Raw genomic sequence first — 23533 nt, forward strand, 5'->3', positions numbered from 1 at the left:
GGGGAGGCGGGGGAGGAGGCGGGGGCGGCGGCGGCGGGGGCGTCGGCGGCGGCGGGGGCGGCGACGCGAACGAGTAACGCAGACCCACGGTCAGCGACTGGTCCGTGTACTGGCCCTTGAAGGCGCCCGGCTGCAGGAAGCTCGAACCCGTGGTCGCCCACTTGTGGTCCGCACCCGTCAGATAGCGGTAGGTGAAGTCGATCTTCAGCTTGTCGGTGGCCTTCACCGAAGCGCCGGCGAGCGCCTGATAGGCGAACGCGACGTCCGAGTCGTCAGCCGACAGGTTCTGGACGGCCGGGTTGGTCGCCGAGACGGCGCCCACGCCGCTGAACTGACCCAGCAGGTTGACGTCCAGGCGGTTCACGCCGACGCCGACGCCGACGAACGGGTTCAGCCAGGAATCCGGAGCGAAGTCATAGATGACGTTCGCCATCAGGCTCCACGAGTCGATCGAACCGTCGGGCGAGCCGCAGGTCTGAGCGGAAGACGTACGGGTGACGCCCGGGGTGCAGAGCGCGACCGGCTGCTGACGCACGGCGTTGCCGCGCACAGCCTTGATGTCGCCGGGGCGATAGCCGCCCTCGACTTCAGCGCGCCAGTTCTTGTTGAACTGGTAGCCGAGACGGACGAAACCGGTCCAATCCTTGTCGGTCTTCCAAGCCCAGTGCGCATATTCGCCGTCCGGCAGCGTCTGGCTGGATTGGGTGGAGATGCTTTGCGGCCAGTGTTGGCCGAGGTCGACCGCGCCGTACCAGCCGGTCTCTTGGGCCGAAACGCCCGACGCGGCGAACACCGCGGCCAGAGCAGCTCCCGCCAGGAGGTTGAGTTTCATCGTTGAAGAGCCCTCTATTGCCCTGCCAGGCCGGGGAGACCGACCGAGCATCGTTATACCAAGGCGAACGCCACGGGAAAGTGTCGGCAAAGACACACTCGTCAGGTTTCGCGCCCCGCGCATTGCTGCAGGAAAGCTAAACAAGACCGCCCCTCAGAATCAGCTTCCGAGCGTGCCTGCCGACATCCACAGAACATGATCGCCAGCTCCGCTGGGTTCGCACGTGGAACGTTCGTGCGCAAGGGCTTGGCTCCTAGAAATGCTCAAGTCTTTGCGAAACATCGGACCAAATCCTCGCCTTTTCCCGCTGATCTGAGGACCGAGCGCCCCGGCTAGACGACGACAGCAGAGCGGAGGCCGCCTCCCCAGGAAGCGGATCGGCTCGCGGCCACCGCGAACGTCTAGCCCCGGGCGGTGACCAGCCAGCAAGCCGAGTTCATCGTCGCCATACCGTCCTGGACATGGGGCGCCAGGGCGGCGGCCACCGCGTCGCGCACCTGCGTCCGAAGCGCGTCTTCCGCGTTGGACAGGATGGGATTCAGCGGTCCCACGCGCAGGCTCATGGTCATCAGCTCATCGAAACTGACGGGGGTTGGGTCGTCGAGGGGCGCAATCGCGATGTCACGCCAGCCGGCTTCGGCGAGGATGGATCGGACGCGCTCGGGATCGGCGAAGCCAAAGCGGCCAGGCGCGTTCCGCTCGAACCTGGGCGTCTCGGGCAGAAATGGCGCGGCCGCATCCAGCGGGACCTGCGCCATCGGGTTGTCCTCCGGGCCGCGCCAACAGGCGAAGGCCAGACGCCCGTCCGGCTTCAAGGCGCGACGCAGATTGGCGAAGGCGGCGACAGGGTCGGGGAAGAACATCACGCCAAAGCGCGAGACGATCGCGTCGAACCCCGCGTCGAAGTCATGGGTCTGTGCGTCGGCCTGGACGAAGTCGACGCCCTCCAGCCCCTGCTCGCCCGCGCGCCGGCGGGCCAGCTCCAGCAGGGCGCCGGAGATGTCGGCCCCGACCGCGCGGCCCTGCGGCCCCACACGCCAGGCGGCCTCGAAGGTGGTCGCGCCCGAGCCGCAGCCGACGTCCAGCACCGCCTCGCCGGCGCGAAGGTCGGCGCGATCCACCACCGCCTGGGCGATCGGCTGGAAGAGACGGTCCAGCAAAGCCTGCTGTTCGACCCAGACCCGCCCGGCCCGGTCCCAGTACGCGGACATATCGGTGGCCACGCCGCTCATAAGCTGTCTCCCGTTCTCACCGGGATAGGTACGCAGCCCCGGCGTCACCGCAAGGTGGCGTCTCGCAGACGACGGCGACGGCCGCCCAGGGCGTCCGGCCGGTTCAGCTTCTTGCGGTACTCGTCGCGGCGCTCGTGGATCGAGGCGATGACCAGGCCCATGGGCACGCCGATGTCGACCAGCACCGCTTCGGACAGCTGCAGGCTGGCCTCGATGGTCTCGGGCACGGCGTCGGTGGCGCCCAGCTCGTAGAGGCGCGCGGCGTGGCGGGCGTCGCGGGCGCGGACCACGATCGGCACGTCCGGACGCGCCCCGCGCGCGGCGACCACCACCGCCTCGGCCACCTCGAAGGCGTCCATGGTCACCACCACCGCCCGCGCCGTGGCCAGGCCGCAGCGCTCCAGGAGCTCAAGGCGCGAGGCGTCGCCATAGTAGATGCGAGCGCCGTCGCGACGCCCCTGCTCCACGAGCCGCGCCTCGCGCTCGACGGCGATCCACGGCAGGTCGTGACGACCCAGCATGTCGCCCACCAGCCTGCCCACGCGGCCGTAGCCGATCACCAGCACCTGGCCGGCCGGTTCGGGCCCCAAGCGGTCGGGCTCGTTGGCGGTCGAGGGCGGGGCCTCGCTGACCGGCAGCGGCGCGTTCTTGCGGCCCAGATAGCCGCCCAGCGCCGCCAGGCCCGGGATCAGGAACATGGTCAGGGTCGCCGAGACCAGCACCGCCTGGCCGATGGCGGGCGGCACGACCTGGGCGCTCATGGCGTTGTCCAGCAGAACGAAGGCGAACTCGCCGCCGGCCGCCAGGATCAGCGCCGCCTCGATCGCCGCGCGCCGGTTCAGGCCCATCAGCAGCCCGCTGCCGAACACCACGGCGGTCTTCAGCACCAAGAGGCCCAGCGCCGTGCCCAGGATCGCGGCCGGCTGCGCGGCCAGCAACGACAGGTCGAGACGAATGCCCAGCGAGACGAAGAACAGCGACAGCAACAGGCCCTTGAACGGCTCGATCTTGACCTCGACCTCGTGGCGATACTCGGTCTCGGCCAGCAGCACCCCGGCCACAAAGGCCCCCAGCGCCATCGACAGTCCCGACAGGGCCGCGACCATGCCCGCGCCGATGATCACCAGCAGGCAGGCGGCCATGAACATCTCTTCGCTCTTGGCCTTGGCGACGGACTTCAGCATCGGCCGCAGCGCCAGGCGCCCGACCAGCACGATCACCGCCAGACCCAGCGCCGCCGGCGCCAGGGCCAGAAGGTCCTGCAGCTGGAAGCTGCCGTTGCCGCGTCCCAGGATGGCCAGGGTGATCAGGATCGGGGCGACGGCCAGATCCTGGAACAGCAGGACCGAAAAGGTCGCCCGACCGGCCTCGGAATGCAGACGGCGGCGCTCAGCCAGCACCGGCACGGCGATGGCGGTCGACGACAGGGTCAGGGCCGCGCCGATGGTCAGGGCCACCACGGGCTCGAGGCCCAGCAGCATCCCGCCCGCGCCCAGCGCCAGCGAACAGCCGATCACCTGCACTGCGCCCAGGCCAAACACCCACCGGCGCATCAGCCGCAGGCGCTCCCAGGAGAGCTCCAGGCCGATCATAAACAGCAGGAAGACGACGCCGAACTCGGCCAGCTGGGCGATTTCGTCGGGATTGTCGACGGTGAAGTAGTCGAGCCACGGCGCGTAGGGGATGAACCGGCCCAGGCCGAACGGCCCCAGGATCACGCCGGCCAGCAGATAGCCCAGGATCGGATTGATCTTCAGGCGCTTGAAGATCGGCGCGACGATGCCCGCGGTCGCCAGGAACAGGACCAGGTCCTTGTAGCTTTCCGGGGAAACCTCTTGCGCCACGCGCCCTCCTCTCTGACGTCTAGATCGGCCTCTTCAAACGAACGCCCGGACCGGCCTCATCGCTCGCGATCAGCGACACGCCCCCCGCCTCGATCGCCTCGATCAGCAACCGTTCGGTGCTGTGGTGCAACGCGTGCCGCTCGGTCTCGAAGTCCTTGACCGTACTGCGCGACACGCCCGCACGATCAGCGAGCTCGCCTTGCGACCAGTTGATCAGTCCGCGCGCGGCCCGACACTGCGCCGGCAGGAGAATTTTTGCGTGAGGCATCGTAGCACACCGGGACCTTGTCGTCCATATTGGTTGATCACAACCCAAATAGATGATCGTCAAGAAAAGCCTTTGCGCGAGCCCTCGTTGATCGCCGCCATCATCGCGGGCCGGGGCCTGGCCTTCGCCCTCGGCGCTCGAGGCCGCGCGGATCATCGAGCAGGCCCGTACAGCCAACGCGCAACACTCGCGATTGCAAACACCCCCTCCGTCACGCGGCTGCGCCGCGCGCCACATCCCCCGCAAGCGGGGCAGGAGGGTGACTGCTTCCTCCTCACCCGCGAAGCGGGGGAGGTGGCGCGACGCCGATAGGCGGCGTGACGGAGGGGGCGCGGAGCAACGCCCCCCACATTTCTCTAGCCACGCCGCCGCGAGACCGCTAACCGCCGGACATGATCGGACCGCATCCCACGGGCGGTTACATCCTGGAGGAGCTCTCCGTCGGGATGACCGCCGAGAAACACGTCACCGTCACCGAAGAGCGCATCCAGCGCTTCGCCGAGGCGTCGGACGACTTCAACCCCGTCCATGTGGACGAGGCCTTCGCCGCCAAGACGGCCTATCGCGGCCGCATCGCCCATGGCCTCTTGTCAGCCTCATTCGGCTCGGCCGTGGTCGGCACCATCCTGCCGGGCGCGGGGGCGATCTATCTGGGCCAGACCCTCACCTTCCATAAGCCGGTGCGGATCGGCGACGTCGTCACCGCCCGCGCCACGGTCGCGTCGATCGACGCCGAGAGCGCGCGGGTCGTCCTGCGCTGCGCCGCCCTGGTCGGCGACGAGGTGGTGATGGACGGCGAGGCCACGGTGCGGGTGCCGCGCCGTCGTCGCCCCGCCAAGGCTTGACGATCTTAAGGGCGCACAGACCCGAGACAACGGCCCGACCTTAGGCTAAAGCCCCGCTCGTGACCCGCCCGACCTCCACCGCGAGACTTCTGGCCCGCGACGCCTTCCTGGCGCTCGCGTTGCTGGCGGTTGTGCTGAAGGTCATGATCCCGGCGGGCTTCATGCCCAGCGCCGAGAGCCGCAACGGCCTGCCCTTCGCCCTGGTGCTCTGCACCGGTGACGGGGCCAAGGTCGTCCAGCCCGGCGACACGCTCGACGCCCGTCACGGCGACAAGGGCGACCAGAGCGACAAGGCCGGCCACGACGTCCCCTGTCCCTTCGCGGCCCAGGGCGCGGCGGCCCCGCCGCCCACCGTGGTCGCGACCATCGCTATCGACCTTGTCGCCTATGCCGCACCGGCCATTCCCCCCGCCCGCACGCTTGCGCCGGGCCGGGGCCTGGCCGCGCCGCCTCCGCCGCCCACCGGCCCGCCCCTCGTCCTGATCTGAGCCTCGATCCTCGCGATCGAGCGTGAACGCGCGCCCTCCCCGGCGCGCCCTGGATCATTCACGGCCGCCGCCTGGCGGCCGAAGGACGCTGTATTTCCATGAAGTCTCTTCTGCTGGCCACCACGGCCGCCCTGGCCTTTGCGCCTGCCGCCTTTGCCTCGGCCGCCTTTGCGGCCGACACCACCGCCGACGCGACGCAAGTCTCGTCGGTCATCGTCACCGCCCGTCCCAATCCGGAAGACCCGCCGGTCGTCGCCGACGCCCGCAAGCGCCTGTCGGAAACCCCCGGCGCGGTGTCGGTGATCTCTCAGGAATCCTACATCAACCGCCAGACCCTGGCCCTGGACGACATGCTGCGCGACGCGCCGGGCGTCTACGCCCAGCGCAAGTGGGGCGGCGACATCCGCGTGTCGATCCGGGGTTCGGGCATCGGCAACGCCAATCACAATCGGGGCCTCCTGATCGCCCAGGACGGCGTGCCGCTGAACGAAGCCGACGGCTTCGGCGACACCCAGATCGCCGATCCGCTGAACACCCGCTACGCCGAGGTCTATCGCGGCGGCAACGCCCTGCGCTTCGGCGGCGCCCTGTTGGGCGGGGCGATCAACATGGTCACGCCCACCGGCAAGGACGCCGGCTTCCAGAACCGCATCCGCCTGGACGGCGGCTCGTACGGCCTGGCCCGTCAGCACGTGGCCCTGGCGCGCCAGAGCGGCGACTGGGACGTCTTCGTCGCCGCCACCAACCAGACCAGCCAGGGCTGGCGCTCGCAAAGCCAGCAGAACATCCAGTTCGGCTCGCTGAACATCGGCCGGTCGTTCGGCGAGGACCGCGAGGTGCGGTTCATCGTCAACGGCTCGAACATCAACCAGGAAATCCCCGGTTCGCTGACCCTGGCGCAGTTCAACGCCAATCCGCGCCAATCGTCCGCCGGCAACCTGGCCAATGACAACGGCCGCAACCAGCGCGGCGTGCGCGGCTCGCTGCGCACCACCTGGCGTCTGGACGACAGCCTCGTGTTCGAAGGCGCGGTCTATGCGGTGTGGAAGGATCTGGATCACCCGATCTTCCAGGTCATCGACCAGCAGAGCCGCAACTACGGCGCCTTTGGTCGCTTCGACTGGGACGGCGAGATCGGCGGCAAGCGCGCCGACGCCTTCTTCGGCGCCTGGTACCGCTCGGGTGATCTGGACTCCAACTTCTATGTCAACAACCGCGGCGGCCGCGGCGCGCCGACCTCGCGCACGCTGCAGAACGCCGAGGCGATCGACGTGTTCGGCGAAGGCCGCGTGTTCGTGACCGATCAGGTCGCGATCGTGGCCGGCGCCACCTGGGGCCAGGCCAAGCGCGACTATCAAAGCTTCGCCATCCCCGGCGTCGCCTCGACCTTCAACCTGAAGGCCGACAAGACCTATGACTGGGTCTCCCCGCGCATCGGCCTGCTCTGGCAAGGCGAAGGCGGCGACCAGGTGTTCGCCAACCTGACCCGCTCGGTCGAACCGCCGAACTTCGGCTCGATGTCGCCGACCAATATCGGCTTTGCGCCGGTGCGGTCGCAGAAGGCCTGGACGGGCGAGGTCGGCGCGCGCGGCCATCGCGGTCCGTTCACCTACGACGTGACCCTGTACCGCGCCGAGCTGAAGGGCGAGATGCTGCAGTACACGGTCAATCCGTCGATCCCGGCCTCGACCTTCAACGCCGACAAGACCCTGCACCAGGGGATCGAGGCGGCGCTGGACTGGGCGGTGGCGCCCCAGTGGCGGATCCGTCAGACCTGGACCTATTCGGACTTCCGCTTCAAGGACGACGTCCAGTACGGCGACAATCGCCTGCCGATCGTGCCCAAGACCTTCTACCGCTCGGAAGTCCGCTACGACGATCCGCGCGGCTGGTTCCTGGCCCCGTCGGTCGAGTGGTCGGCCGCCGATCAGTGGATCGACTACAGGAACACCCAGAAGGCTCCGGGCTACGCGATCCTCAACCTGAACGCGGGCTGGAAGGTCAATCAGACGGTGTCGGTGTTCCTCGACGCGCGGAACCTGACCGACAAGGCCTATGTCTCCAACACCGGGGCTGCGACCACCTGGACGGCGGCCAGCGCCGTGCTGTGGCCGGGCGACGGCCGCTCGGTGTTCGGCGGCGTGACCGTCAGCTTCTAACCCCTAAAAGTCTGGTCCTGACGGGGCGGCGGGTCGCAAGAGCCGCCGCCCCAAACCCGGAGCATCGCGATGACCGCGATCGACAATTCCGAGACCCCCGCCCCGGCCGGCGCGGTCTATCGCGCCTTCTGGCGCTGGCACTTCTATGCGGGGCTTCTGGTCCTGCCGATCCTGATGCTGATGGCCCTGACCGGGGGACTCTATCTGTTCAAGGACGAACTGACCGCCATGGTCCATCGTCCGCTGATCGTGGTCGCCGAGGGGCCGGCCCGGACCGCACCCACCGCCTGGATCCAGGCGGCCGAGGCCGCCACCGGCGGCGCGGCCAAGCAGGTCGTGATCCCCGAGCGGGCCGACCGTTCGGTTCTGGTCACGGTCGAGGCCAAGGGCGAAAAGCAGACCGCCTATGTGAATCCGTACACCGGCGCGGTGCTGGGAACGACGCAGCCCGGCGGCGTCATGGGCGTGATCAAGCACCTGCACAGCCTGGAGATCGCCGGACCGGTGATGAACCTGCTGGTCGAAGTCGTCGCCGGCTGGACCATCGTGCTGGTCGCCACGGGGATCTTCCTGTGGTGGCCGCGCGGCCAGAAGGGCGGCGTCGTCACCGTTCGCAGCGCGCCCGCCAAGCGGCTGTTCTGGCGCGACCTGCACGCGGTCACCGGCATATTCGCCGGGGGGGTGATCGCCTTCCTGGCCGTCACCGGCATGCCGTGGTCGGCCTTCTGGGGCAAGGAAGTCCGCCAGATGACCACGCAGGCCGGCTGGGGCCGCCCCAAGCCGCCGGTCGCCGAGCAGCATCACGGCAAGCCCGCCCGGGTCGCAGAGGCCTCAGGCGTGCCCTGGGCCCTGCAGACCAAGACGCCGCCGCCCTCGGGCGCGCAAGGCGCGAGGGCTGACATGGACGACCACGCCCACCACATGATGATGATGGACGCGCCCGCTCCCCTCGACGCGAACGCCATCGTCGCCAAGGCCCGCGCCGCCGGCCTGACGGGCGGCTTCACCCTGTCCCTGCCTAAGACCCCGGGCGGGACCTGGACCGCCGCCTTCATGTCCGACCGTGTCGAGCAGACCCGCGCGGTCTATCTCGACGGCGGCGACGGCCGGGTGCTGGCCGATATCGGCTATCGCGACTTCGGGCCGGCGGCCCAGGCCATCGAATGGGGCATCGCCGTCCATGAGGGCCGGCAGTTCGGCCTCGTCAACACGCTGGTCATGCTGGCCGGCTGTATCGCCGTGTGGCTGATGGGCGTCTCGGCCATCGTCATGTGGTGGAAGCGTCGCCCCCAAGGGCGTCCTGAGGGCCGGCTCGCCGCGCCCGCGCGCCCGACCCATCGCGGCGCCTATGCCGGCCTGCTGGCGATCGTCCTGCCGCTGGCTGTTCTGTACCCCCTGGTGGGGGCGTCGCTGGTTGCGGCGCTTGTGCTTGACCTTATCCTGCGCCGGCTGATCACGCCGCGCGCCCAGACCGGAGCCTGAAGATGAAGACCCTCACCCTGCTCGGCGTCTGCGCCGCCGCCCTGGCCCTGACCGCCGCCGCGCCCGCGCCCAAGGTGACCGCCGCCGACGCCTGGTGCCGTCCGGCCCCGACCGGGGCCATGGCCGGCGGCTGCTATGTCACCCTGACCGCCGGCGTCGACGACCGCCTGGTCGCAGTCGAGACCACCGCCGCCGCCCGCGGCGAGATCCACACCATGTCGATGGACGGCGGGGTGATGCGGATGCGCAAGCTGGCCGACGGCCTGGCCCTGCCGGCCGGCAAGGCCGTGGCGCTGAAGCCCGGCGCCGACCACATCATGGTGATCGGCCCCAAGATCGCCCTGACCGAAGGCGCCCAGGTGCCCCTGACCCTCAAGTTCCAGAAGGCCAAGCCGGTCAAGGTGACCGCCGTGGTCAAGATGCCGCCCAAGCCGGCGATGTCGGGGATGCATCACTGATGCGGGCCATCGCTCTGACCCTGGCCCTGCTGGCCGCCACGCCGCTGGCCGGTTGTGGTGAGAAGGCCGCGCAAGACGCGGCCGGCGCGGTGATCAAGATCGGCGGACCGTTCCAGCTGACCGACATGAACGGCAAGCCGGTGACGGAGAAGTCCCTGCTGGGCAAGCCCACGGCGGTGTTCTTCGGCTTCACCTACTGTCCGGAGGTCTGCCCGACCACCCTGACCGAGATGACCGCTTGGCTGAAGGCCCTGGGCAAGGACGCCGACAAGCTGAACGTGGTCTTGATCACCGTCGACCCCGAACGCGACACGCCCGCGCAGCTGAAGGAATATCTGTCCAACTTCGATCCGCGCATCCAAGGGTTCACGGGGACGCCCGACGCTATCGCCAAGACCGCCCGCGCCTACCGCGTCTACCACCAGAAGGTCCCGCTGGACGGCGGCGGCTACACGATCGACCATTCCTCGGCGATCTATCTGTTCGACGCCAAGGGGCGGTTCGTCTCGCCGATCGCCTACCAGGCGCCGCAGGATCGGGCCCTCACCCAGCTGCGCGAGCTGGTGAACTGAGCCGCAAGGCAAATCCTTTCCCGGCTCGGATCTCCTGCAAGGCCGCCGCGCGTTCCCCAACGTCGGCGGCCTTTTTGCGTCGAGCCTCGCGCCGAGGCCCGACCCGCCCTGTAAAAAATGGGTCACATGAACTTTTTTTAAGGGGGTAAAGTTTTCGCGCCGTTGCAGATTGCCGGCGGCTCACACCAACGGATGCGAATTCCATGAAAAAAGTCTGGTTCGGCGCTGCGGCGATCGCGGCCCTGTCCCTCTCGGCGTTCGGGGCGCAAGCCCACGAGAAACACGCCTGCATCGATGACGCTTGCGTCATGCAATCGCTGCTCCCCTCCATCACCGCCGGCGGCGCCGCGGCCGATGTCGCCTCGCTGGAGTCCCCGCGTTTCGGGACCTGGGGCTTTGACCTGTCGGGCATGGACACCACGGTGAAGCCGGGCGAGGACTTCTACAAGTTCGCCAACGGCGCCTGGGACGCGCGCACGCAGATCCCGTCGGACCGCACCCGCTACGGCAATTTCGACAAGCTGGCCGAGCTGTCGGAAGCCCGCACCAAGGCGATCATCGAAGCCGCCGCCGCCAACAAGGCCGCCACCGGCGACACCGCCAAGGTCGGCGCGGCCTATCGCGCGTTCATGGACGAGGCCGGTATCGAGAAGCTCGACGCCAAGCCGATCGCGCCCTACCTGGCCGAGATCCGCAAGGTGAAGACCAAGGACGAGTTCACCACCCTGATGGGCAAGAGCTCGACCACCCCGTTCACCAGCCTGCTGGGCCTGGGCATCTCGACCGACGCCAAGAACCCCAAGGCCTATGCGGTCTATGCCGGCGCCGGCGGCCTGTCGCTGCCCGACCGGGACTACTATCTGGACGCCAAGTTCGCCGACAAGAAGGCCGCCTATCTGGCCTATGTCGAGAAGCTGCTGACCATGGCCGGCTGGGACAAGCCCGCCGAGCACGCCAAGGCCGTCGTCGATTTCGAGACCAAGCTGGCCGAAGTCACCTGGACCCGCGCCGAGCGCCGCGACCGCGACAAGACCTACAACCCGGCCACCCTGGCCGAGCTGCAGGCGATGTCGCCGGGCTATGACTGGAACCGCTATATCGCCGCCTCGGGCCTGCCCAAGGTCGACCGGTTCGTGGTGACCACCAACACGACCTTCCCCAAGTACGCCAAGATCTACGCCGAGACGCCGATCGACACCCTGAAGGCCTGGCAGGCGTTCAAGGTGACCGACAACGCCGCGCCGCTGCTGTCCAAGCGCTTCGTCGACGCCGGCTTCGAGTTCCGCAACAAGACGCTGGCGGGCCAGCCTGAACAGCGTCCGCGCTGGAAGCGGGGCGTCGGCGCCGTCAACGGCCTGCTGGGCGAGGCGGTCGGCAAGGACTATGTGGCGGCCTACTTCCCGCCCGAGTCCAAGGCCAAGATGCTGGAGTTGGTGGCCAATGTCCGCGGCGCCATGAAGGTCCGCATCGACAATCTCGACTGGATGAGCGCCGAGACCAAGGTCAAGGCCCAGGACAAGCTGGCCAAGTTCACCGTCAAGATCGGCTATCCCGACGTCTGGGAAGACTATTCCAAGCTCGAGATCAAGGACAACGACGCCTATGGCAACGTCCAGCGCGCCGGCGCTTGGGCCTTCGCCAAGGACGTCGAGCGTCTGTTCAAGCCGGTGGACAAGACCGAATGGGGCATGACCCCGCAGACGGTCAACGCCTACTATAACTCGGTCAACAACGAGATCGTGTTCCCGGCCGCCATCCTGCAGGCGCCGTTCTTCCACCCCGACGCCGACCCGGCCATCAACTATGGCGGCATCGGCGGCGTGATCGGTCACGAGATCGGCCACGGCTTCGACGACCAGGGCCGCAAGTCCGACGGCGACGGCGTGCTGCGCGACTGGTGGACGGCCGAGGACGCGGCCAAGTTCAAGGCCCAGGCCGACCGTCTCGGCGCCCAGTACGGCGCCTTCGAACCCCTGCCGGGCATGAAGCTGAACGGCGCCCTGACCATGGGCGAGAACATCGGCGACATGGGCGGCCTGGCCTTCGCGCTGGACGCCTACCGCGCCTCGCTGAAGGGCAAGCCCGCCCCGGTGCTGGACGGCTTCACCGGCGACCAGCGCGTCTATCTGGGCTGGGCCCAGGTGTGGCGTGGCAAGCAGCGCGACGAGGCCCTCAAGCAGCAGATCATCGCCGGCCCCCACTCGCCGGGCTACTACCGTGTCAACGGCACCATCCGGAACATGGAGGGCTGGTACTCGGCCTATGACATCAAGGCGGGCGACAAGCTGTACATCGCGCCGGAAAACCGTGTGAAGATCTGGTAGTCGCCAGAGCCTGAACGCCATCAGGGGCCGGTGAGCGATCACCGGCCCTTTTTGCGTCCGGCGTTCAGAACGGCGGCTTCGGGTAGATCAGCCCATCGGTGTGGGCCGCCGGACTGCCGGCGGTGACAGCGGCGAAGATCGCCGCGCCGGCGGGCGTGAACGCCAGCACGCGGGCGAGGATCAAGGTCCCCGCCAGCACGGCGATCGCCCACAGCCAGGCCGGATGCGGCCGCCCCCGCACCCGCCAGTCTCGCACCATCCCGATCAGGGGCACGATCACCGCCAGGCCGGTGGCGATCTCGAACGCATAGGGCTTGAGGAACGGCATCGGCAGGATGCGGCCAAAGCCTGGCCCCATCAGCAGGGTGAACGCCCCGATCTGCAGGCGCGGATGCCAGTCGCGGTTCTTGCGCAGCGCCACCGCCGCGACGACCAGGCCGACCGCGCCCAGCAGGGTGATGATGTTCGCCAGTACGAAATGCTGCGGCTGGAAGAAGAACGGCACACGCCCGGTGCGGGCGGCCTCAACGGTGACCAGCGGCCCCAGGACCAGCATGGCCAGCAGCCAGATCATGGCCACCGCGCCCAGGGTCCGATGCAGCTTCACCCCGCCGCCGGCGGCCAGCCAGGCCTGGGCGACGAGGATCGCCACCCAGCCCATGAACACCACCGCATGCAGGTGCACGACCAGCGGCGCGCCGAAGCTTGAACGGCCCATGGCCAGTTGCAGCACAAACCCCGCGATAATGACCACGGCCATGGCCGTGATCGTGGTGCGGAAAAACGCCCGGTCGCGCGCCGGCGCCGGGCTCAGTGTCGTATCCATGATCGCCCCTCTGAGGAGGGTGCGGCCCCAGGCCGCCCCTCACATAACCGCGTTACCCCAGCGCCATTGACCATCACTTTGCGACAGACGTCCAGGGGCGGCGGGTCGTTTGGGGGGCGGCGGGCGCCTCGCGGAACGGCGGTTGACGAGATCGATGACAAGTGTCAACAAAGACACGTTGACACTTGTCATCGGGAGCGGACCATGAAGATCAGCGCGGCCGAAAGCGTGGTGATGGAGGCGCTGTGGCGGAACAGCCCACTGACCTCCGAAGCCATCATGTCCGAGGTGTGCGCGCCCCAGGACTGGACCGAGGGCACGGTGAAGGTGCTGATCAGTCGCCTGGTCAAGAAGAAGGCCGTCGCGGCCAAGGCCGACGGCCGCCGCTATCTCTATTCCCCCCTGCTGAGCCGCCGCGACTATGTGCAGGGCGAGAGCCAGGGCCTGCTGGACCGGCTGTTCGACGGCCGCCTGGCCCCGCTTGTCATGCACTTCTCGGACGGCGACACGCTGAGCGACGAGGATGTCGCGGCGCTGAAGGCCCTGGTCGAAAGGATCGGCAAATGAGCGCGGCGGTCCTGTCTGGTCTGGCCGGCGCCAACCTCGCCCTGGCCGGCGGTGTTCTGGCGGTGATGGCCCTGCGCGGCCCTGTCCGCCGACGCTTTGGCGCCCTGCCGGCCTATCTGCTGTGGCTGACGCCGCCGCTCTGCGCCCTGGCGGCCTTGGCGCCCACGCCGATCGAGGCCACGCCGCTGGCGCCCATCCTGATCACCGCCGGAAAGGCCGCGCGCGCGGCGGTCCCGCCCGTCCTCGCAACGTCAACCGTGGCTCAGCTCGTCCTGGCGCTCTGGGCTCTGGGCGCCTTGGTGGCGGCCACCGCCTTCCTGGTTCGCCAGGTCCGCTTCACCCGGTCGCTGGGATCGCTGAGGCCGCATCCGGCCGACCCCCGTCTGCTGATCGGCCAGCATGTGGGCGCAGGTCCGATGGTGCTGGCCAGCCCCTGGCCGCGCATCGTGGCGCCCGCCGACTTCGACGCCCGCTTTCAGGGCGAGGCGCGAGACCTGGTCCTGGCGCACGAGCGCGTCCACCTGGCGCGCGGCGACGCCCAGATCAACGCCCTGGTCGTCGCCCTCCAGTGCCTGTGCTGGTTCAATCCGCTGGTTCATCTGGGCGCGCATCGCCTGCGCCTGGATCAGGAAATGGCCTGCGACGAGGCCGTTCTCGCCCGTCACCCCGAGGCTCGGCGGCTCTATGCCGAGACCCTGCTCGACACCCTCTTGGCTCCCCGCGTCGTTCCGTTCGGCTGCCATTGGCCGGCCGGCGGCGCTCATCCCCTGAAGGAGAGACTGATCATGTTGAACATCCCCACGAGAAGCCCTGCGAGACGCGCCACGGGCCTTGCCCTCGCCGCGCTGGTCGGTCTGGCCGGCGCCGGCGCCGTCTGGGCCGCCGAGGCGCGACCCGCGCCCGTGATCACCAAACCCAACTGGATCGCCAAGCCGACCGCTCAGGACATGGCGCGCTTCTACCCGGCGACGGCCGTCGCCGCGAAGGCGGAAGGGTTCGCGGTGATTGATTGCCGCGTCACCGCCGCCGGCCAACTGACCGCTTGCAAGGTTCTGCGCGAAAGCGCGGACGCCCATGGCTTCGGCGCGGCGGCGCTACAGGTGGCCCCGTTGTTCCAGATGAGTCCGCAGACCATCGACGGTAAGCCCGTCAACGGCGGACAAGTGACCATTCCCATCCGCTTCTCGGTTCCGCAGACCTAGATCGTCTGAGGCTCTGCAACGAGAGGACCGCCGGCCAGCCCCGGCGGTCCTCGAACCCGTTTCGGCGCCGCGTGGGGATGCGCGGCGCCGGGACGATCCTAGCCTCCCGCCAGTCGCGCCGCTGCAATGGCCAGCAGCGGGATGCCGATCGTCAGGTTGAACGGGAAGGTTACGCCCAGGGACAGGGTCAGATAGACACCGGCGTCGGCCTTGGGCAGGGCCATGCTCATGGCCGCCGGCGCGGCGATATAGGAGGCCGAGGCCGCCAGAACCGCCAGGGCGGCGAGGTCGCCGGCCGGCAGACCCGCCATCCAGCCCAAGGTCAGGGCGACCACGCCGCCCAGGATCGGCAGCACGATCCCCAAGGCCAGAACGCCCAGGTTCATGCCGCGCGCAGCAGCCAGTTGCCGCCCGGCGCGCACGCCCAGGTCCAGCAGGAAGACGCAGAGCACGCCCTGGAACACGGGACCGGTGAAGGTCTTCAGACGCTCGCCCCCCGCCTCGCCGGTGATCAGGCCGATCAGGAAGCCGCCGATCAGCACCACACTGGCCGCGTTCAGCAGCACCTCATGGGCGAGCTTGCCCGCCGAGGCGCGGTCGGCGTCCTGGCCGGTCGCGACGCCGCGGGTCGTCAAGGCGGCGATGGCGATTGCGGTCAGCAGGCCGGGCGTCTCCATCAAGGCCAGCACGGCCGACATGTAGCCGCCAGGAGCCTGGCCGATCGACGACAAATAGCTCTGGGCCGCGGCGAAGGTCACCACCGACACCGATCCGTAGTGGGCGGCGGTGGCGGCGGCGGTCAGCGTGTCCAGACCCGTGCGGCGCAGAAGCGCGTAGGCCGGCAGCGGCAGCAGGAAGCTCAGCGCCAAGCCCAGGCCCGCCGCCTTCAGGAAACCCGCGTCCAGCCCGTGGGCGCGCGCCTCGACCCCGCCCTTGAAGCCGATACACAGCATCAGGATCAGCGACAGGGTCTTGGCCGCATCGCGCGGCAAGGCGAGGTCCGAGCGCGCCATGGCGGCGATCAGCCCCAGGGCGAAGAACAGCACCGCCGGCTGCAACAGATTGCCGGCGGCCGCCGACAGGGTCTGGCTAAGAACGTCCACGAAAATGCCCCTCAAAACCTTTGCGCCGTAAGGCGCGGGGGCCCCTCTAAGGGACTTGGCGCGATTTCCCTTGTTGATTTCTGATATAGTCATGATGAGAATTGCTCATCATGGAGCCGTCATGCCGCGCCGCACCAATCTGGACCTCGATCTTGTCCGCGCCTTTCTGGTGGTGTGCGAGCAGCGCAGTTTCACGCGGGCGGGCGAGCGTCTGGGGCGTTCGCAGTCCGCCGTCAGCCTGCAGGTGCGACGTCTGGAGGAGCAGCTGGGTCAACCGCTGCTGTCGCGCGATCCGCGCCATGTCGCGCCGACCGAACAGGGCGCGGCCTTCCTGCCTCAGGCCCGACGCCTGCTGCGCCTGAACGACGAGATCCTGGCCGGCCTGGGCGCCGACGACATCGAAGGCGAGGTGCGGCTGGGCGCCCCGGAGGACTTCGCCACCCAGCATCTGCCGGCGGTGCTGGGCTCGTTCGCGCGCAGCCACCCGCGCATCGCCCTGACCGTGACCTGCGACCTGACGCTCAATCTGCTGGACCGCCTAAGCGAGGGCGCCCTGGACCTGGCCCTCGTCAAGCGCGAGCCGCTGGGTCCGGACCTGGGCGTGCGGGTCTGGCGCGAGCCGCTGGTCTGGGTGGCGCTGGACCCGGAGCTGGCCCGGCGCGATGGGCCCGTGCCACTGGTGGCCGCTCCGGCCCCTTGCGTCTATCGCAAGCGCGCGGTGGCGGCGCTGGAGGCGGCGGGGCGCGGCTGGCGGGCGACCTACACCAGCCCGTCTCTGGCCGGACAGCTGGCGGCCCTGCGTGGGGGCCTCGGCCTCAGCGTTCTGCCGCGCGAGATGGCGCCGGACGATCTGACGATCCTGTCCGACGACCTGCCCCGCCTGGAAGACGCCGAGATCGCACTCCTGAAGGCGCGGGGAACACCGCCGCCCGCCGCCGAGCGGCTCGCCGACCACATCCTGTCAGCCCTGGATCGGCAACGTTCGCAGGCCGGCGGCGCATCGCCGGCCAAGGCGCGGGCGATATAGGGTTCCGCAACAATCCGCCCCCTCGTTGTCATCCCGGCCGGGATGACGAGAGGTTTGGGCGTTGCGGACGCGTTGCTCGCAAGTGCGGCCGACCAGAGCCGCGACGAGGCCTGCGCGGCTCTTTTTGACTCTTCCGTCAAATTTGTGAAACAGGGCCCAGATACACCAAACCCGCCGCGGGGGATAATCGCGACGGGCTGGCTATTTTCTCGATCATTCGATCTAGGCGGGCGTTTCCTCCCCGAAACGCCGAAGAACGGGAGCTCTCTGGTGGGCTCGTTTCGTCCTTGCAGTGTGTAGAAACGTCAAATTCGTGACGGTGTCAACGCAGCCACCGCCTTTTTCTCAACGGGTTCGCTGAATTTTTGACGCCGTCGGCGTAGTTTGGACGCTCGGGTCGAATTTACGTCGAGATTCACGCTGATTTTTTGACATAACTGTCAAATCTTACTTTTCAGCGCCTCGGCGAAGCGATCCAGGACCGCCGAGCGCGACTCGAACACATAGTCCGGACGCGAGACGGTGACCGGCTCGACCCCGGCTTCCGCCAGGGCGGCGGCGGCGTCGAACAGGTCGGCGGTGGCCAGGAGGGCGCCGTTGGCCCGGCGCGAGCCGCCGCGGGCGATGAAGGCGGCCACGGCGTCTTGGGCGGCGCGGTCCTGCTCGGCCGGCCAGACGAGCGTCGCCAGCTTGCCCGCCCGCCCCTTGGCCTCGACCACCGACAGCAGGCGACGCAGCGCGTCCAGCTGCTCGCCGTTCCAGCCGGCGGTCAGCGAGGCGGTCAGCTGGGCCTGGCTCTTCAGGATCACCCCGTCGGACAGGATCTTCAGCCCGTTGGCGGCCAGGGTCGCGCCGGTGGTGGTGATGTCCACCACCAGCTCGGCGGCGCCGGCGGCCGGAGCCCCCTCGGTGGCGCCGCTGCTCTCGACGATGCGGTAGTCGGCGACCCCGTGGCGGGCGAAGAAGGCCCTCGTCTGGGTGACGTACTTGGTCGCCACGCGCAGGCGCCGGCCGGTGCGGGCCAGATGCGCGTGCCCAACCTCGTCGACATCGGCCATGGTGTCGACGTCCAGCCAGTTCTTGGGCGCGGTCACCACAAGGTCCGCACGGCCAAAGCCGAGCGCGCGCAGCAGCATGACCCGGCTGTCCATGTCGTCGCCGCGCTCGCGCAGCAAATCCTCGCCGGTGACGCCCAGGTGCAGGTCGCCGCTGTCGAGCCCGGCGGCGATGTCGCCGGCTGAGAGCAGACGCACCGACACGCCGGGCAGGCCCGACAGCTCGGCCGAATAGCCGCGCGCGCCGCCGGTCATCTCCAGCTTGAAGCCGCAGTCGGCCAGCCAGGCCTCGACCTGGTCCTTCAGGCGGCCCTTGGAGGGAATGGCGAAGATCATGGGCGTGCTCATTATTCGCCGCCTCCCGCATAGGCCCGCGCGGGGCGGATCATGAAGCCGACGGCGCCGGTGTCGGTGGCGACGCCCAGCTTGGCCGGCAAGCCGTCATAGCGACCGCCGGCGGCCACCGGCCGTTCATCGCCCAGCGAGGCCGAGCGGATCTCGAACAGGTAGCCGTCGTAGTAGCCGAAAGCCCGCCCGAAGGCGGCGGCCAGGGTCGCGCGCTCCAGGGCCACGCCCCGCTGCGCCATGCCGGCCAGACGCGCGCGCCAGCCGTCGAGGACGGCGTTCAACGCCTCGGCCTTGGGACCGGCCAGGGCCGCGATCGCCGACAGGGCCGCTTCGGGACGATCCGACACCGCCAGGAACGCCCGGACCTTGTCGGCCTGGGCCGGATCCAGGCGCCCGGCCTTGGCGGCGTCGGCCTTTTCCACCAGGCGGCGGGCGATCTCGGCGGGGCGACGGCCGCCGACGGGCTCGATGCCGGCCAGCGACCACAGCTCCTGCAGCACCGAGGCGGCCTCCGCCTCGGGCAAACCCGCGAGTAGCGCCGCAATGCGCGACTGCTCGCCGGTGGGGGCGGCCACGTCGCCGTCCAGCTCGGCCTTCAACTGGCGCGGCTTGGCGAATGATCGCGTCAGGCGCGCGGCCAGCGGCGGGGCCAAATCGAGGCTCTCGACGAAGGCGGCGAACAGCGAAACATCACCCAGCACCAGCGACAGGTCCTCGCGCCCGCCCGCCACGGCCGAGGCCCAGGCCAGGGCCGCCATCTCGGCGTCGGCGGCGACGCGGTCACCGGTTTCGAAGGCCTCGACGCCCAGCTGCAGGAACTCTTCGGCGCGATCGGAGCCGCGCGGCGCGACGCGGAAGGCCTTGCCCTCATAGCGGCGCCGGCCCGCCCCGCCCCCGCCCTCGAAGTGCTGGCGGGCCACGGCGACGGTGAAGTCGGGGCGCAGACACGCCTCCTCGCCCGCCTCGCCCGACACCACGAAAAGCCGCGAGCGCATGGCCTCGCCGGCGAGATCCAGAAGCAGGCCCAGCGGCTGCAGCACCGGGGCGTCGGTCAAGACCGCGCCGGCGTCCAGCAAGGGGGCGCGGATGGCGTCCAGCGCGGGCGCCGGAATGGAACGCTCGAGCCTCACCTCAACCCCCGATGATCTTGCGCACCGCATCGACCAGCTGGCCGCGCGGGATGGTCTGCTGGCCCGGACGCTCGGCCTTCCAGGCGGCGTTGTCGGCCAGCCCCTCGGCGGCCATGCGGCCCGCGTCCAGGTCCTTGATCGTCACCGTGCCGGCCGCGATCTCGTCACCGCCCAGCATGACCACGGCCGGCGCGCCCCGGCGGTCGGCATATTTCATCTGCGGCTTCATGCCCGAGGTCCCCAGATACACCTCGGCCGCAATGCCCGCCGCGCGCAGCTGTCCGACCACGGAGAAGTACTCGCCCATGTGCGCCTGGTCGAAGGTGATCACCACCACCGGCCCGCGCGCCTGCCCGCCCGGCTCACGGCCCGCCGCCCGCAGCGCCGCCGCCAGACGCGACACCCCGAACGAAAAGCCCGTCGCCGGCGTCACATTGCCGGTGAACCGCGCCACCAGATCATCATAGCGCCCGCCGCCGCCGATCGAGCCGAACGAGACCTTGTTCCCCTTCTCGTCGGTGGTGGACAGCAACAGCTCAGCCTCGAACACCGCGCCGGTGTAGTATTCAAGCCCCCGCACGATCGACGGATCGATGAAGGCCTGGTCGTCGGCGATGCCGAGGCTCGAGAGGGCCGCGTCGATCCGCGACAGCTCCAGAAGGCCCTCGTCGCCCTCGGCCGAGCCGGCCACCACGCGGGCGATATTGTCCAGCGTCGCCGCACGGCCGCCAGAAGAGCCGGCCTGAACGAAGTCCAGCACCTGATCGACGGCCTTGCCCTTCAGCCCCGCGCCCTTGGTGAAGTCGCCGCTCTCGTCCAGCCGCCCTTCGCCCAAGAGCAGCCGCACGCCGTCCACGCCCAGGCGGTCCAGCTTGTCGACCGCGCGCAGCACGGCCAGCTTCTGGCCGGCGCTGTCGGCGCCCGCGGCGGTCAAGAGGCCGTTGAGCAGCTTGCGGTTATTGATCTTCAGCACCGCCGTGCCCCGCGGCAGGCCCGCGGCCTCCAGCCCCTCGACGGCCATGGCGATGATCTCGGCGTCGGCCTCCGGACGGGCCGAGCCCACCGTGTCGGCGTCGCACTGGATGAACTGGCGGAAGCGCCCCGGCCCCGGCTTCTCGTTGCGCCACACCGGCCCGAAGGCGTAGCGGCGGAAGGGCTTGGGCAGGGTCTCCCAGTTCTGGGCGGCGAAGCGGGCCAGCGGCGCGGTCAGGTCATAGCGCAGCGCCATCCACTGATCATCGTCGTCCTGCAGCGCAAAGACGCCCTCATTGGGCCGGTCGCTGTCGGGCAGGAACTTGCCCAGCGCGTCGGCATATTCGAACGCCCCGGTGTCCAGCGCCTCAAAGCCGTAGCGCTCATAGACCGCCGACACCGCCTCCAGGATCGCGCGCTCGGCCCGCAGGTCTCGCGCGCGCTTGTCGGCGAAGCCGCGCGGGGCGCGGGCTTCGGGGCGGAAGTCTTGGGCGGGCGTTTCGGAGTCGGTGGTCATCGTCGGTCCTTAGTCTTCAAGGCTTCGACGGATGGCGCTTGTCGCAAAGCCCCATCCGCTAGGCGGGGCTCTGGCTGGGTACGCTCGGCTTTAGAGCGCGCGGACCCGGCCGATCCCGCGAGGCGAGGTCGGATGGTGGTGGTGGCCGTGATGGTGCGGCGTGCGGGTCATTGCGGGGGCGGTGTAGCGGATGGCGGCGGTGAGGGGAAGGGGGAGAGCTCAACGATCAATTCAGTGATGAGCGGAATCAATGTTAACTTGCCCCTTTCAATGAACGCGTCACTTCTGATGAGGACTCCTGCAAGTTGACCATTAAGTCGGAGGGAGAAAAGGTTGGCGCCGCTGGCGAACAGTTGCCTATGAGCGCGCTCGCCGTATCCACTGATGCACCCCCAATAAATCCGCTCCAAAGTTTTCTCGATCGCTTTTGGCTACAGCTGGAAAGCGAGTTCTGGAATGCATCAGACACACCGCCAGTTCTGGCGCACTTTACCCGGTTAAAGACGGCTCAATCTATCCTTCAACAAGGAAGCATCAGGCAAACCAACCCGCGCTGCGGAAATGACAAGCAAGAAATCGAGCGCGCCTATAGCGTGGCGCAAGAATGCGTAAATAAGTACGCTCCGGATTTCGCTGATGCCATAAACTGGAGAATGTCATATTCCGGATTCGAACACTATGTTGCATGCTTCTCGGGGGCGAACTCTACAGAAGAATTAGACAATCTAAATTCATGGCAGGCATATGGAGACGACGGCCGAGGCGCCGCGATAATATTGAACTCTCAAATATTGATTGGCGATATAAAATCTTCCAGTTCAAATGTCATTCGGCGAGTAAGCTACGATTTCTCCGAACTCAGAGAACACGTCAGAAGACTTCTTATATGGGCAGTTCCGATAATCTCAGATTTAGATGAAGACTCCCAACTAGACGCCCAGCTGCATGTCGGAGCTCAAATTCAAAATGTTTGTGCTTATTTCAAGGATGAAAGCTTCTCGTACGAAAATGAGGTGAGAGTACTAAGGCTCGATACAAATCGAAGTGACATAGAATTTCACGAGACAGATGAGTTCTTCTTACCATTTACAAAATTGCCACTATCAGTAGGCCGCACATTGAACGCCGATATATTTGAGAATGAGCAACTCACGGGTGCCGTTCAAGCTTGCATGGTGGGACCGTCATTGGACCAAGACCGTGCGACAGCCGTGATGGCCAGTACCTTGTTCTCTCTTGGCCATGAAGATCCCCGCAAGGCGGTGCTGAGATCTATGAAACCCTACAGGTCAAATCGGTCTAGCTAGCGAGCCCCCCCTTACATCCCACGGCGAGACGATCGCTGGGCGGGCCGGGTTGCTCAAGGACGGCGCTTCGCGCCGCCGCCGCGCGGCCAGCCGGAATCCCTCTCTCTGAGAGAGAGGGAGGGGCCCGCGCCGCAGGCGTGGGAGGGTGAGGGGTTACGACGACAGCCCTTGGTCCTCAGCCTTTTCGTCCCTGCCCTGTCCGGAAAGAACGTACCCACTCACCCTCCCACCGCGTCGCGGTGGGCCCCTCCCTCTCTCCCTGAGAGAGGGACTGGGTTTGGCGGTCGGCGGGTGTCGCCCCCTCTCCTCCCCCATCGGGGGAGGGGGACCCGCGAACGCGGGTGGAGGGGCCTTGTGCGGCGGGGTTACATCCTGGGGGCGGCCGGTTCTGATCCGACGGGGGCGTGACCCGGTCGGCCGGCCCCTCCACCGCCGTTCGGCGGTCCCCCTCCCCCGGTGGGGGAGGAGACAAACGCGCAAACAGCAAGACACCGTCATCCCGCGCTTTATGCGCGGGACCCATTTGTCCGTCGCACGGGCGGGTGTCGCCCCCCTCTCCTCCCCCATCGGGGGAGGGGGACCCGCGAACGCGGGTGGAGGGGGCTTCGTGCGGCGGGGTTACATCCTGTGGACGACCGGTTCTGATCCGACAGGGGCGTGGCCCGGTCGGCTGGCCCCTCCACCGCCGTTCGGCGGTCCCCCTCCCCCGGTGGGGGAGGAGACAAACGCGCAAACAGCAAGACACCGTCATCCCGCGCTTTATGCGCGGGACCCATTTGTCCGTCGCACGGGCGGGTGTCGCCCCCCTCTCCTCCCCCATCGGGGGAGGGGGACCCGCGAACGCGGGTGGAGGGGGCTTCGTGCGGCGGGGTTACATCCTGTGGACGACCGGTTCTGATCCGACAGGGGCGTGGCCCGGTCGGCTGGCCCCTCCACCGCCGTTCGGCGGTCCCCCTCCCCCGGTGGGGGAGGAGA

At 68.5% G+C, this 23533-nt stretch carries 20 protein-coding genes and 5 pseudogenes; 14 read left to right on the forward strand and 11 right to left on the reverse strand.

What is annotated here, in order from left to right; genetic code table 11:
- The 4 genes from CVUC_RS00005 to CVUC_RS00020 all read right to left on the reverse strand — a co-directional run.
- Nucleotides 1-832 (reverse strand): outer membrane protein (locus CVUC_RS00005; RefSeq protein ID WP_170013886.1); only part of this gene is annotated, 832 nt, incomplete at its 3' end.
- 401 nt (nt 833-1233) lie between these two features.
- Nucleotides 1234-2064: a class I SAM-dependent methyltransferase gene (locus CVUC_RS00010; protein WP_096034490.1), complete on the reverse strand. Its 831-nt coding sequence runs from the start codon at nt 2062-2064 to the stop codon at nt 1234-1236.
- A gap of 44 nt (nt 2065-2108) precedes the next feature.
- The gene (locus CVUC_RS00015) at nt 2109-3908 is read right to left on the reverse strand and encodes a cation:proton antiporter (protein ID WP_010921325.1); all 1800 of its coding nucleotides are present in this window, start codon (nt 3906-3908) and stop codon (nt 2109-2111) included.
- A 19-nt stretch (nt 3909-3927) separates the two neighbouring features.
- The gene (locus CVUC_RS00020; protein ID WP_024265969.1) at nt 3928-4176 is read right to left on the reverse strand and encodes a helix-turn-helix domain-containing protein; all 249 of its coding nucleotides are present in this window, start codon (nt 4174-4176) and stop codon (nt 3928-3930) included.
- Between the two features lie 392 nt (nt 4177-4568).
- Here CVUC_RS00020 and CVUC_RS00025 point away from each other — a divergent pair, with 392 nt between their 5' ends.
- From CVUC_RS00025 to CVUC_RS00055, 7 genes are all read left to right on the forward strand, one after another.
- Nucleotides 4569-5021 carry a MaoC family dehydratase gene (locus CVUC_RS00025; protein WP_096034491.1) on the forward strand — a complete coding sequence of 151 codons (453 nt, stop codon included), beginning with the start codon at nt 4569-4571 and terminating at the stop codon, nt 5019-5021.
- 59 nt (nt 5022-5080) lie between these two features.
- Nucleotides 5081-5509: a DUF2946 family protein gene (locus CVUC_RS00030; RefSeq protein WP_101685763.1), complete on the forward strand. Its 429-nt coding sequence runs from the start codon at nt 5081-5083 to the stop codon at nt 5507-5509.
- A gap of 98 nt (nt 5510-5607) precedes the next feature.
- Complete coding sequence (locus CVUC_RS00035) at nt 5608-7668, forward strand: TonB-dependent receptor family protein (RefSeq protein ID WP_096034492.1); 2061 nt, start codon at nt 5608-5610, stop codon at nt 7666-7668.
- Nucleotides 7669-7737: 69 nt separating this feature from the next.
- A complete protein-coding gene (locus CVUC_RS00040; RefSeq protein ID WP_096034493.1) occupies nt 7738-9150 on the forward strand; it encodes a PepSY-associated TM helix domain-containing protein in 1413 nt (470 codons plus the stop codon).
- Nucleotides 9151-9152: 2 nt separating this feature from the next.
- Nucleotides 9153-9608 (forward strand): copper chaperone PCu(A)C, encoded by a 456-nt coding sequence (locus tag CVUC_RS00045; protein WP_010921331.1) that lies wholly within the window; start codon nt 9153-9155, stop codon nt 9606-9608.
- Complete coding sequence (locus tag CVUC_RS00050) at nt 9608-10180, forward strand: SCO family protein (protein WP_096034494.1); 573 nt, start codon at nt 9608-9610, stop codon at nt 10178-10180. Before CVUC_RS00045 ends, CVUC_RS00050 begins: the two co-directional genes overlap by 1 nt.
- Nucleotides 10181-10383: 203 nt before the next feature.
- Complete coding sequence (locus tag CVUC_RS00055) at nt 10384-12504, forward strand: M13 family metallopeptidase (RefSeq protein WP_096034495.1); 2121 nt, start codon at nt 10384-10386, stop codon at nt 12502-12504.
- Nucleotides 12505-12568: 64 nt separating this feature from the next.
- Here the strand turns inward: CVUC_RS00055 and CVUC_RS00060 are convergent, their stop codons facing one another.
- A complete protein-coding gene (locus CVUC_RS00060) occupies nt 12569-13330 on the reverse strand; it encodes a hypothetical protein (protein ID WP_096034496.1) in 762 nt (253 codons plus the stop codon).
- A 204-nt stretch (nt 13331-13534) separates the two neighbouring features.
- Between CVUC_RS00060 and CVUC_RS00065 the strand changes: the two genes are divergently transcribed.
- Both CVUC_RS00065 and CVUC_RS00070 read left to right on the forward strand, forming a co-directional pair.
- Nucleotides 13535-13897 carry a BlaI/MecI/CopY family transcriptional regulator gene (locus CVUC_RS00065; protein WP_096034497.1) on the forward strand — a complete coding sequence of 121 codons (363 nt, stop codon included), beginning with the start codon at nt 13535-13537 and terminating at the stop codon, nt 13895-13897.
- On the forward strand, nt 13894-15099 hold the full coding sequence (locus tag CVUC_RS00070) for a TonB family protein (RefSeq protein WP_096034498.1): 1206 nt from the start codon (nt 13894-13896) through the stop codon (nt 15097-15099). The genes CVUC_RS00065 and CVUC_RS00070 overlap by 4 nt, the downstream gene beginning before the upstream one ends.
- Before the next feature lie 98 nt (nt 15100-15197).
- Here the strand turns inward: CVUC_RS00070 and CVUC_RS00075 are convergent, their stop codons facing one another.
- The gene (locus CVUC_RS00075; RefSeq protein ID WP_024265972.1) at nt 15198-16208 is read right to left on the reverse strand and encodes a sodium-dependent bicarbonate transport family permease; all 1011 of its coding nucleotides are present in this window, start codon (nt 16206-16208) and stop codon (nt 15198-15200) included.
- A gap of 115 nt (nt 16209-16323) precedes the next feature.
- Here CVUC_RS00075 and CVUC_RS00080 point away from each other — a divergent pair, with 115 nt between their 5' ends.
- On the forward strand, nt 16324-17229 hold the full coding sequence (locus CVUC_RS00080; RefSeq protein WP_096034500.1) for a LysR substrate-binding domain-containing protein: 906 nt from the start codon (nt 16324-16326) through the stop codon (nt 17227-17229).
- Nucleotides 17230-17669: 440 nt separating this feature from the next.
- Here CVUC_RS00080 and hisG read toward each other — a convergent pair whose 3' ends face one another.
- Genes hisG through hisS form a run of 3 tightly spaced genes read right to left on the reverse strand, consistent with a single transcriptional unit; the run spans nt 17670 to nt 21251 of the window.
- On the reverse strand, nt 17670-18632 hold the full coding sequence (gene hisG, locus CVUC_RS00085; RefSeq protein ID WP_010921340.1) for an ATP phosphoribosyltransferase: 963 nt from the start codon (nt 18630-18632) through the stop codon (nt 17670-17672).
- On the reverse strand, nt 18632-19792 hold the full coding sequence (locus tag CVUC_RS00090; RefSeq protein ID WP_096034501.1) for an ATP phosphoribosyltransferase regulatory subunit: 1161 nt from the start codon (nt 19790-19792) through the stop codon (nt 18632-18634). Before CVUC_RS00090 ends, hisG begins: the two co-directional genes overlap by 1 nt.
- Nucleotides 19764-21251, reverse strand: a complete 1488-nt coding sequence (gene hisS / locus CVUC_RS00095) for a histidine--tRNA ligase (RefSeq protein WP_096034502.1) — start codon at nt 21249-21251, stop codon at nt 19764-19766. Before hisS ends, CVUC_RS00090 begins: the two co-directional genes overlap by 29 nt.
- 305 nt (nt 21252-21556) lie before the next feature.
- Here hisS and CVUC_RS00100 point away from each other — a divergent pair, with 305 nt between their 5' ends.
- From CVUC_RS00100 to CVUC_RS00110, 3 genes and pseudogenes are all read left to right on the forward strand, one after another.
- The gene (locus tag CVUC_RS00100) at nt 21557-22558 is read left to right on the forward strand and encodes a DUF2971 domain-containing protein (RefSeq protein WP_125469943.1); all 1002 of its coding nucleotides are present in this window, start codon (nt 21557-21559) and stop codon (nt 22556-22558) included.
- A gap of 15 nt (nt 22559-22573) precedes the next feature.
- Nucleotides 22574-22657, forward strand: a pseudogene (locus CVUC_RS19765) (hypothetical protein); the annotation flags it as partial.
- 292 nt (nt 22658-22949) lie between these two features.
- Nucleotides 22950-23045: pseudogene (locus CVUC_RS00110) on the forward strand (hypothetical protein); the annotation flags it as partial.
- Between the two features lie 43 nt (nt 23046-23088).
- Here CVUC_RS00110 and CVUC_RS20075 read toward each other — a convergent pair.
- Nucleotides 23089-23241, reverse strand: a pseudogene (locus CVUC_RS20075) (hypothetical protein); the annotation flags it as partial.
- Here CVUC_RS20075 and CVUC_RS00115 point away from each other — a divergent pair.
- A pseudogene (locus tag CVUC_RS00115) lies at nt 23203-23298 on the forward strand (hypothetical protein); the annotation flags it as partial. The pseudogenes CVUC_RS20075 and CVUC_RS00115 sit on opposite strands and share 39 nt — an antisense overlap.
- Before the next feature lie 43 nt (nt 23299-23341).
- Here the strand turns inward: CVUC_RS00115 and CVUC_RS20080 are convergent.
- Nucleotides 23342-23494: pseudogene (locus tag CVUC_RS20080) on the reverse strand (hypothetical protein); the annotation flags it as partial.
- Between the last annotated feature and the right edge of the window lie 39 nt (nt 23495-23533).

The organism is Caulobacter vibrioides (genome assembly GCF_002858865.1).
In the GTDB taxonomy this organism is placed as follows: domain Bacteria; phylum Pseudomonadota; class Alphaproteobacteria; order Caulobacterales; family Caulobacteraceae; genus Caulobacter; species Caulobacter vibrioides.

Excerpts from the sequence above, each read along its gene's own strand:
- CVUC_RS00010 (WP_096034490.1), bottom strand. The coding sequence starts at position 2,064 with ATGAGCGGCGTGGCCACCGATATGTCCGCGTACTGGGACCGGGCCGGG.
- CVUC_RS00020 (WP_024265969.1), bottom strand. The coding sequence starts at position 4,176 with ATGCCTCACGCAAAAATTCTCCTGCCGGCGCAGTGTCGGGCCGCGCGC.
- CVUC_RS00025 (WP_096034491.1), top strand. The coding sequence starts at position 4,569 with ATGATCGGACCGCATCCCACGGGCGGTTACATCCTGGAGGAGCTCTCC.
- CVUC_RS00035 (WP_096034492.1), top strand. The coding sequence starts at position 5,608 with ATGAAGTCTCTTCTGCTGGCCACCACGGCCGCCCTGGCCTTTGCGCCT.
- CVUC_RS00040 (WP_096034493.1), top strand. The coding sequence starts at position 7,738 with ATGACCGCGATCGACAATTCCGAGACCCCCGCCCCGGCCGGCGCGGTC.
- CVUC_RS00045 (WP_010921331.1), top strand. The coding sequence starts at position 9,153 with ATGAAGACCCTCACCCTGCTCGGCGTCTGCGCCGCCGCCCTGGCCCTG.
- CVUC_RS00050 (WP_096034494.1), top strand. The coding sequence starts at position 9,608 with ATGCGGGCCATCGCTCTGACCCTGGCCCTGCTGGCCGCCACGCCGCTG.
- CVUC_RS00055 (WP_096034495.1), top strand. The coding sequence starts at position 10,384 with ATGAAAAAAGTCTGGTTCGGCGCTGCGGCGATCGCGGCCCTGTCCCTC.
- CVUC_RS00060 (WP_096034496.1), bottom strand. The coding sequence starts at position 13,330 with ATGGATACGACACTGAGCCCGGCGCCGGCGCGCGACCGGGCGTTTTTC.
- CVUC_RS00065 (WP_096034497.1), top strand. The coding sequence starts at position 13,535 with ATGAAGATCAGCGCGGCCGAAAGCGTGGTGATGGAGGCGCTGTGGCGG.
- CVUC_RS00070 (WP_096034498.1), top strand. The coding sequence starts at position 13,894 with ATGAGCGCGGCGGTCCTGTCTGGTCTGGCCGGCGCCAACCTCGCCCTG.
- CVUC_RS00080 (WP_096034500.1), top strand. The coding sequence starts at position 16,324 with ATGCCGCGCCGCACCAATCTGGACCTCGATCTTGTCCGCGCCTTTCTG.
- hisG (WP_010921340.1), bottom strand. The coding sequence starts at position 18,632 with ATGAGCACGCCCATGATCTTCGCCATTCCCTCCAAGGGCCGCCTGAAG.
- CVUC_RS00090 (WP_096034501.1), bottom strand. The coding sequence starts at position 19,792 with ATGCGGTGCGCAAGATCATCGGGGGTTGAGGTGAGGCTCGAGCGTTCC.
- hisS (WP_096034502.1), bottom strand. The coding sequence starts at position 21,251 with ATGACCACCGACTCCGAAACGCCCGCCCAAGACTTCCGCCCCGAAGCC.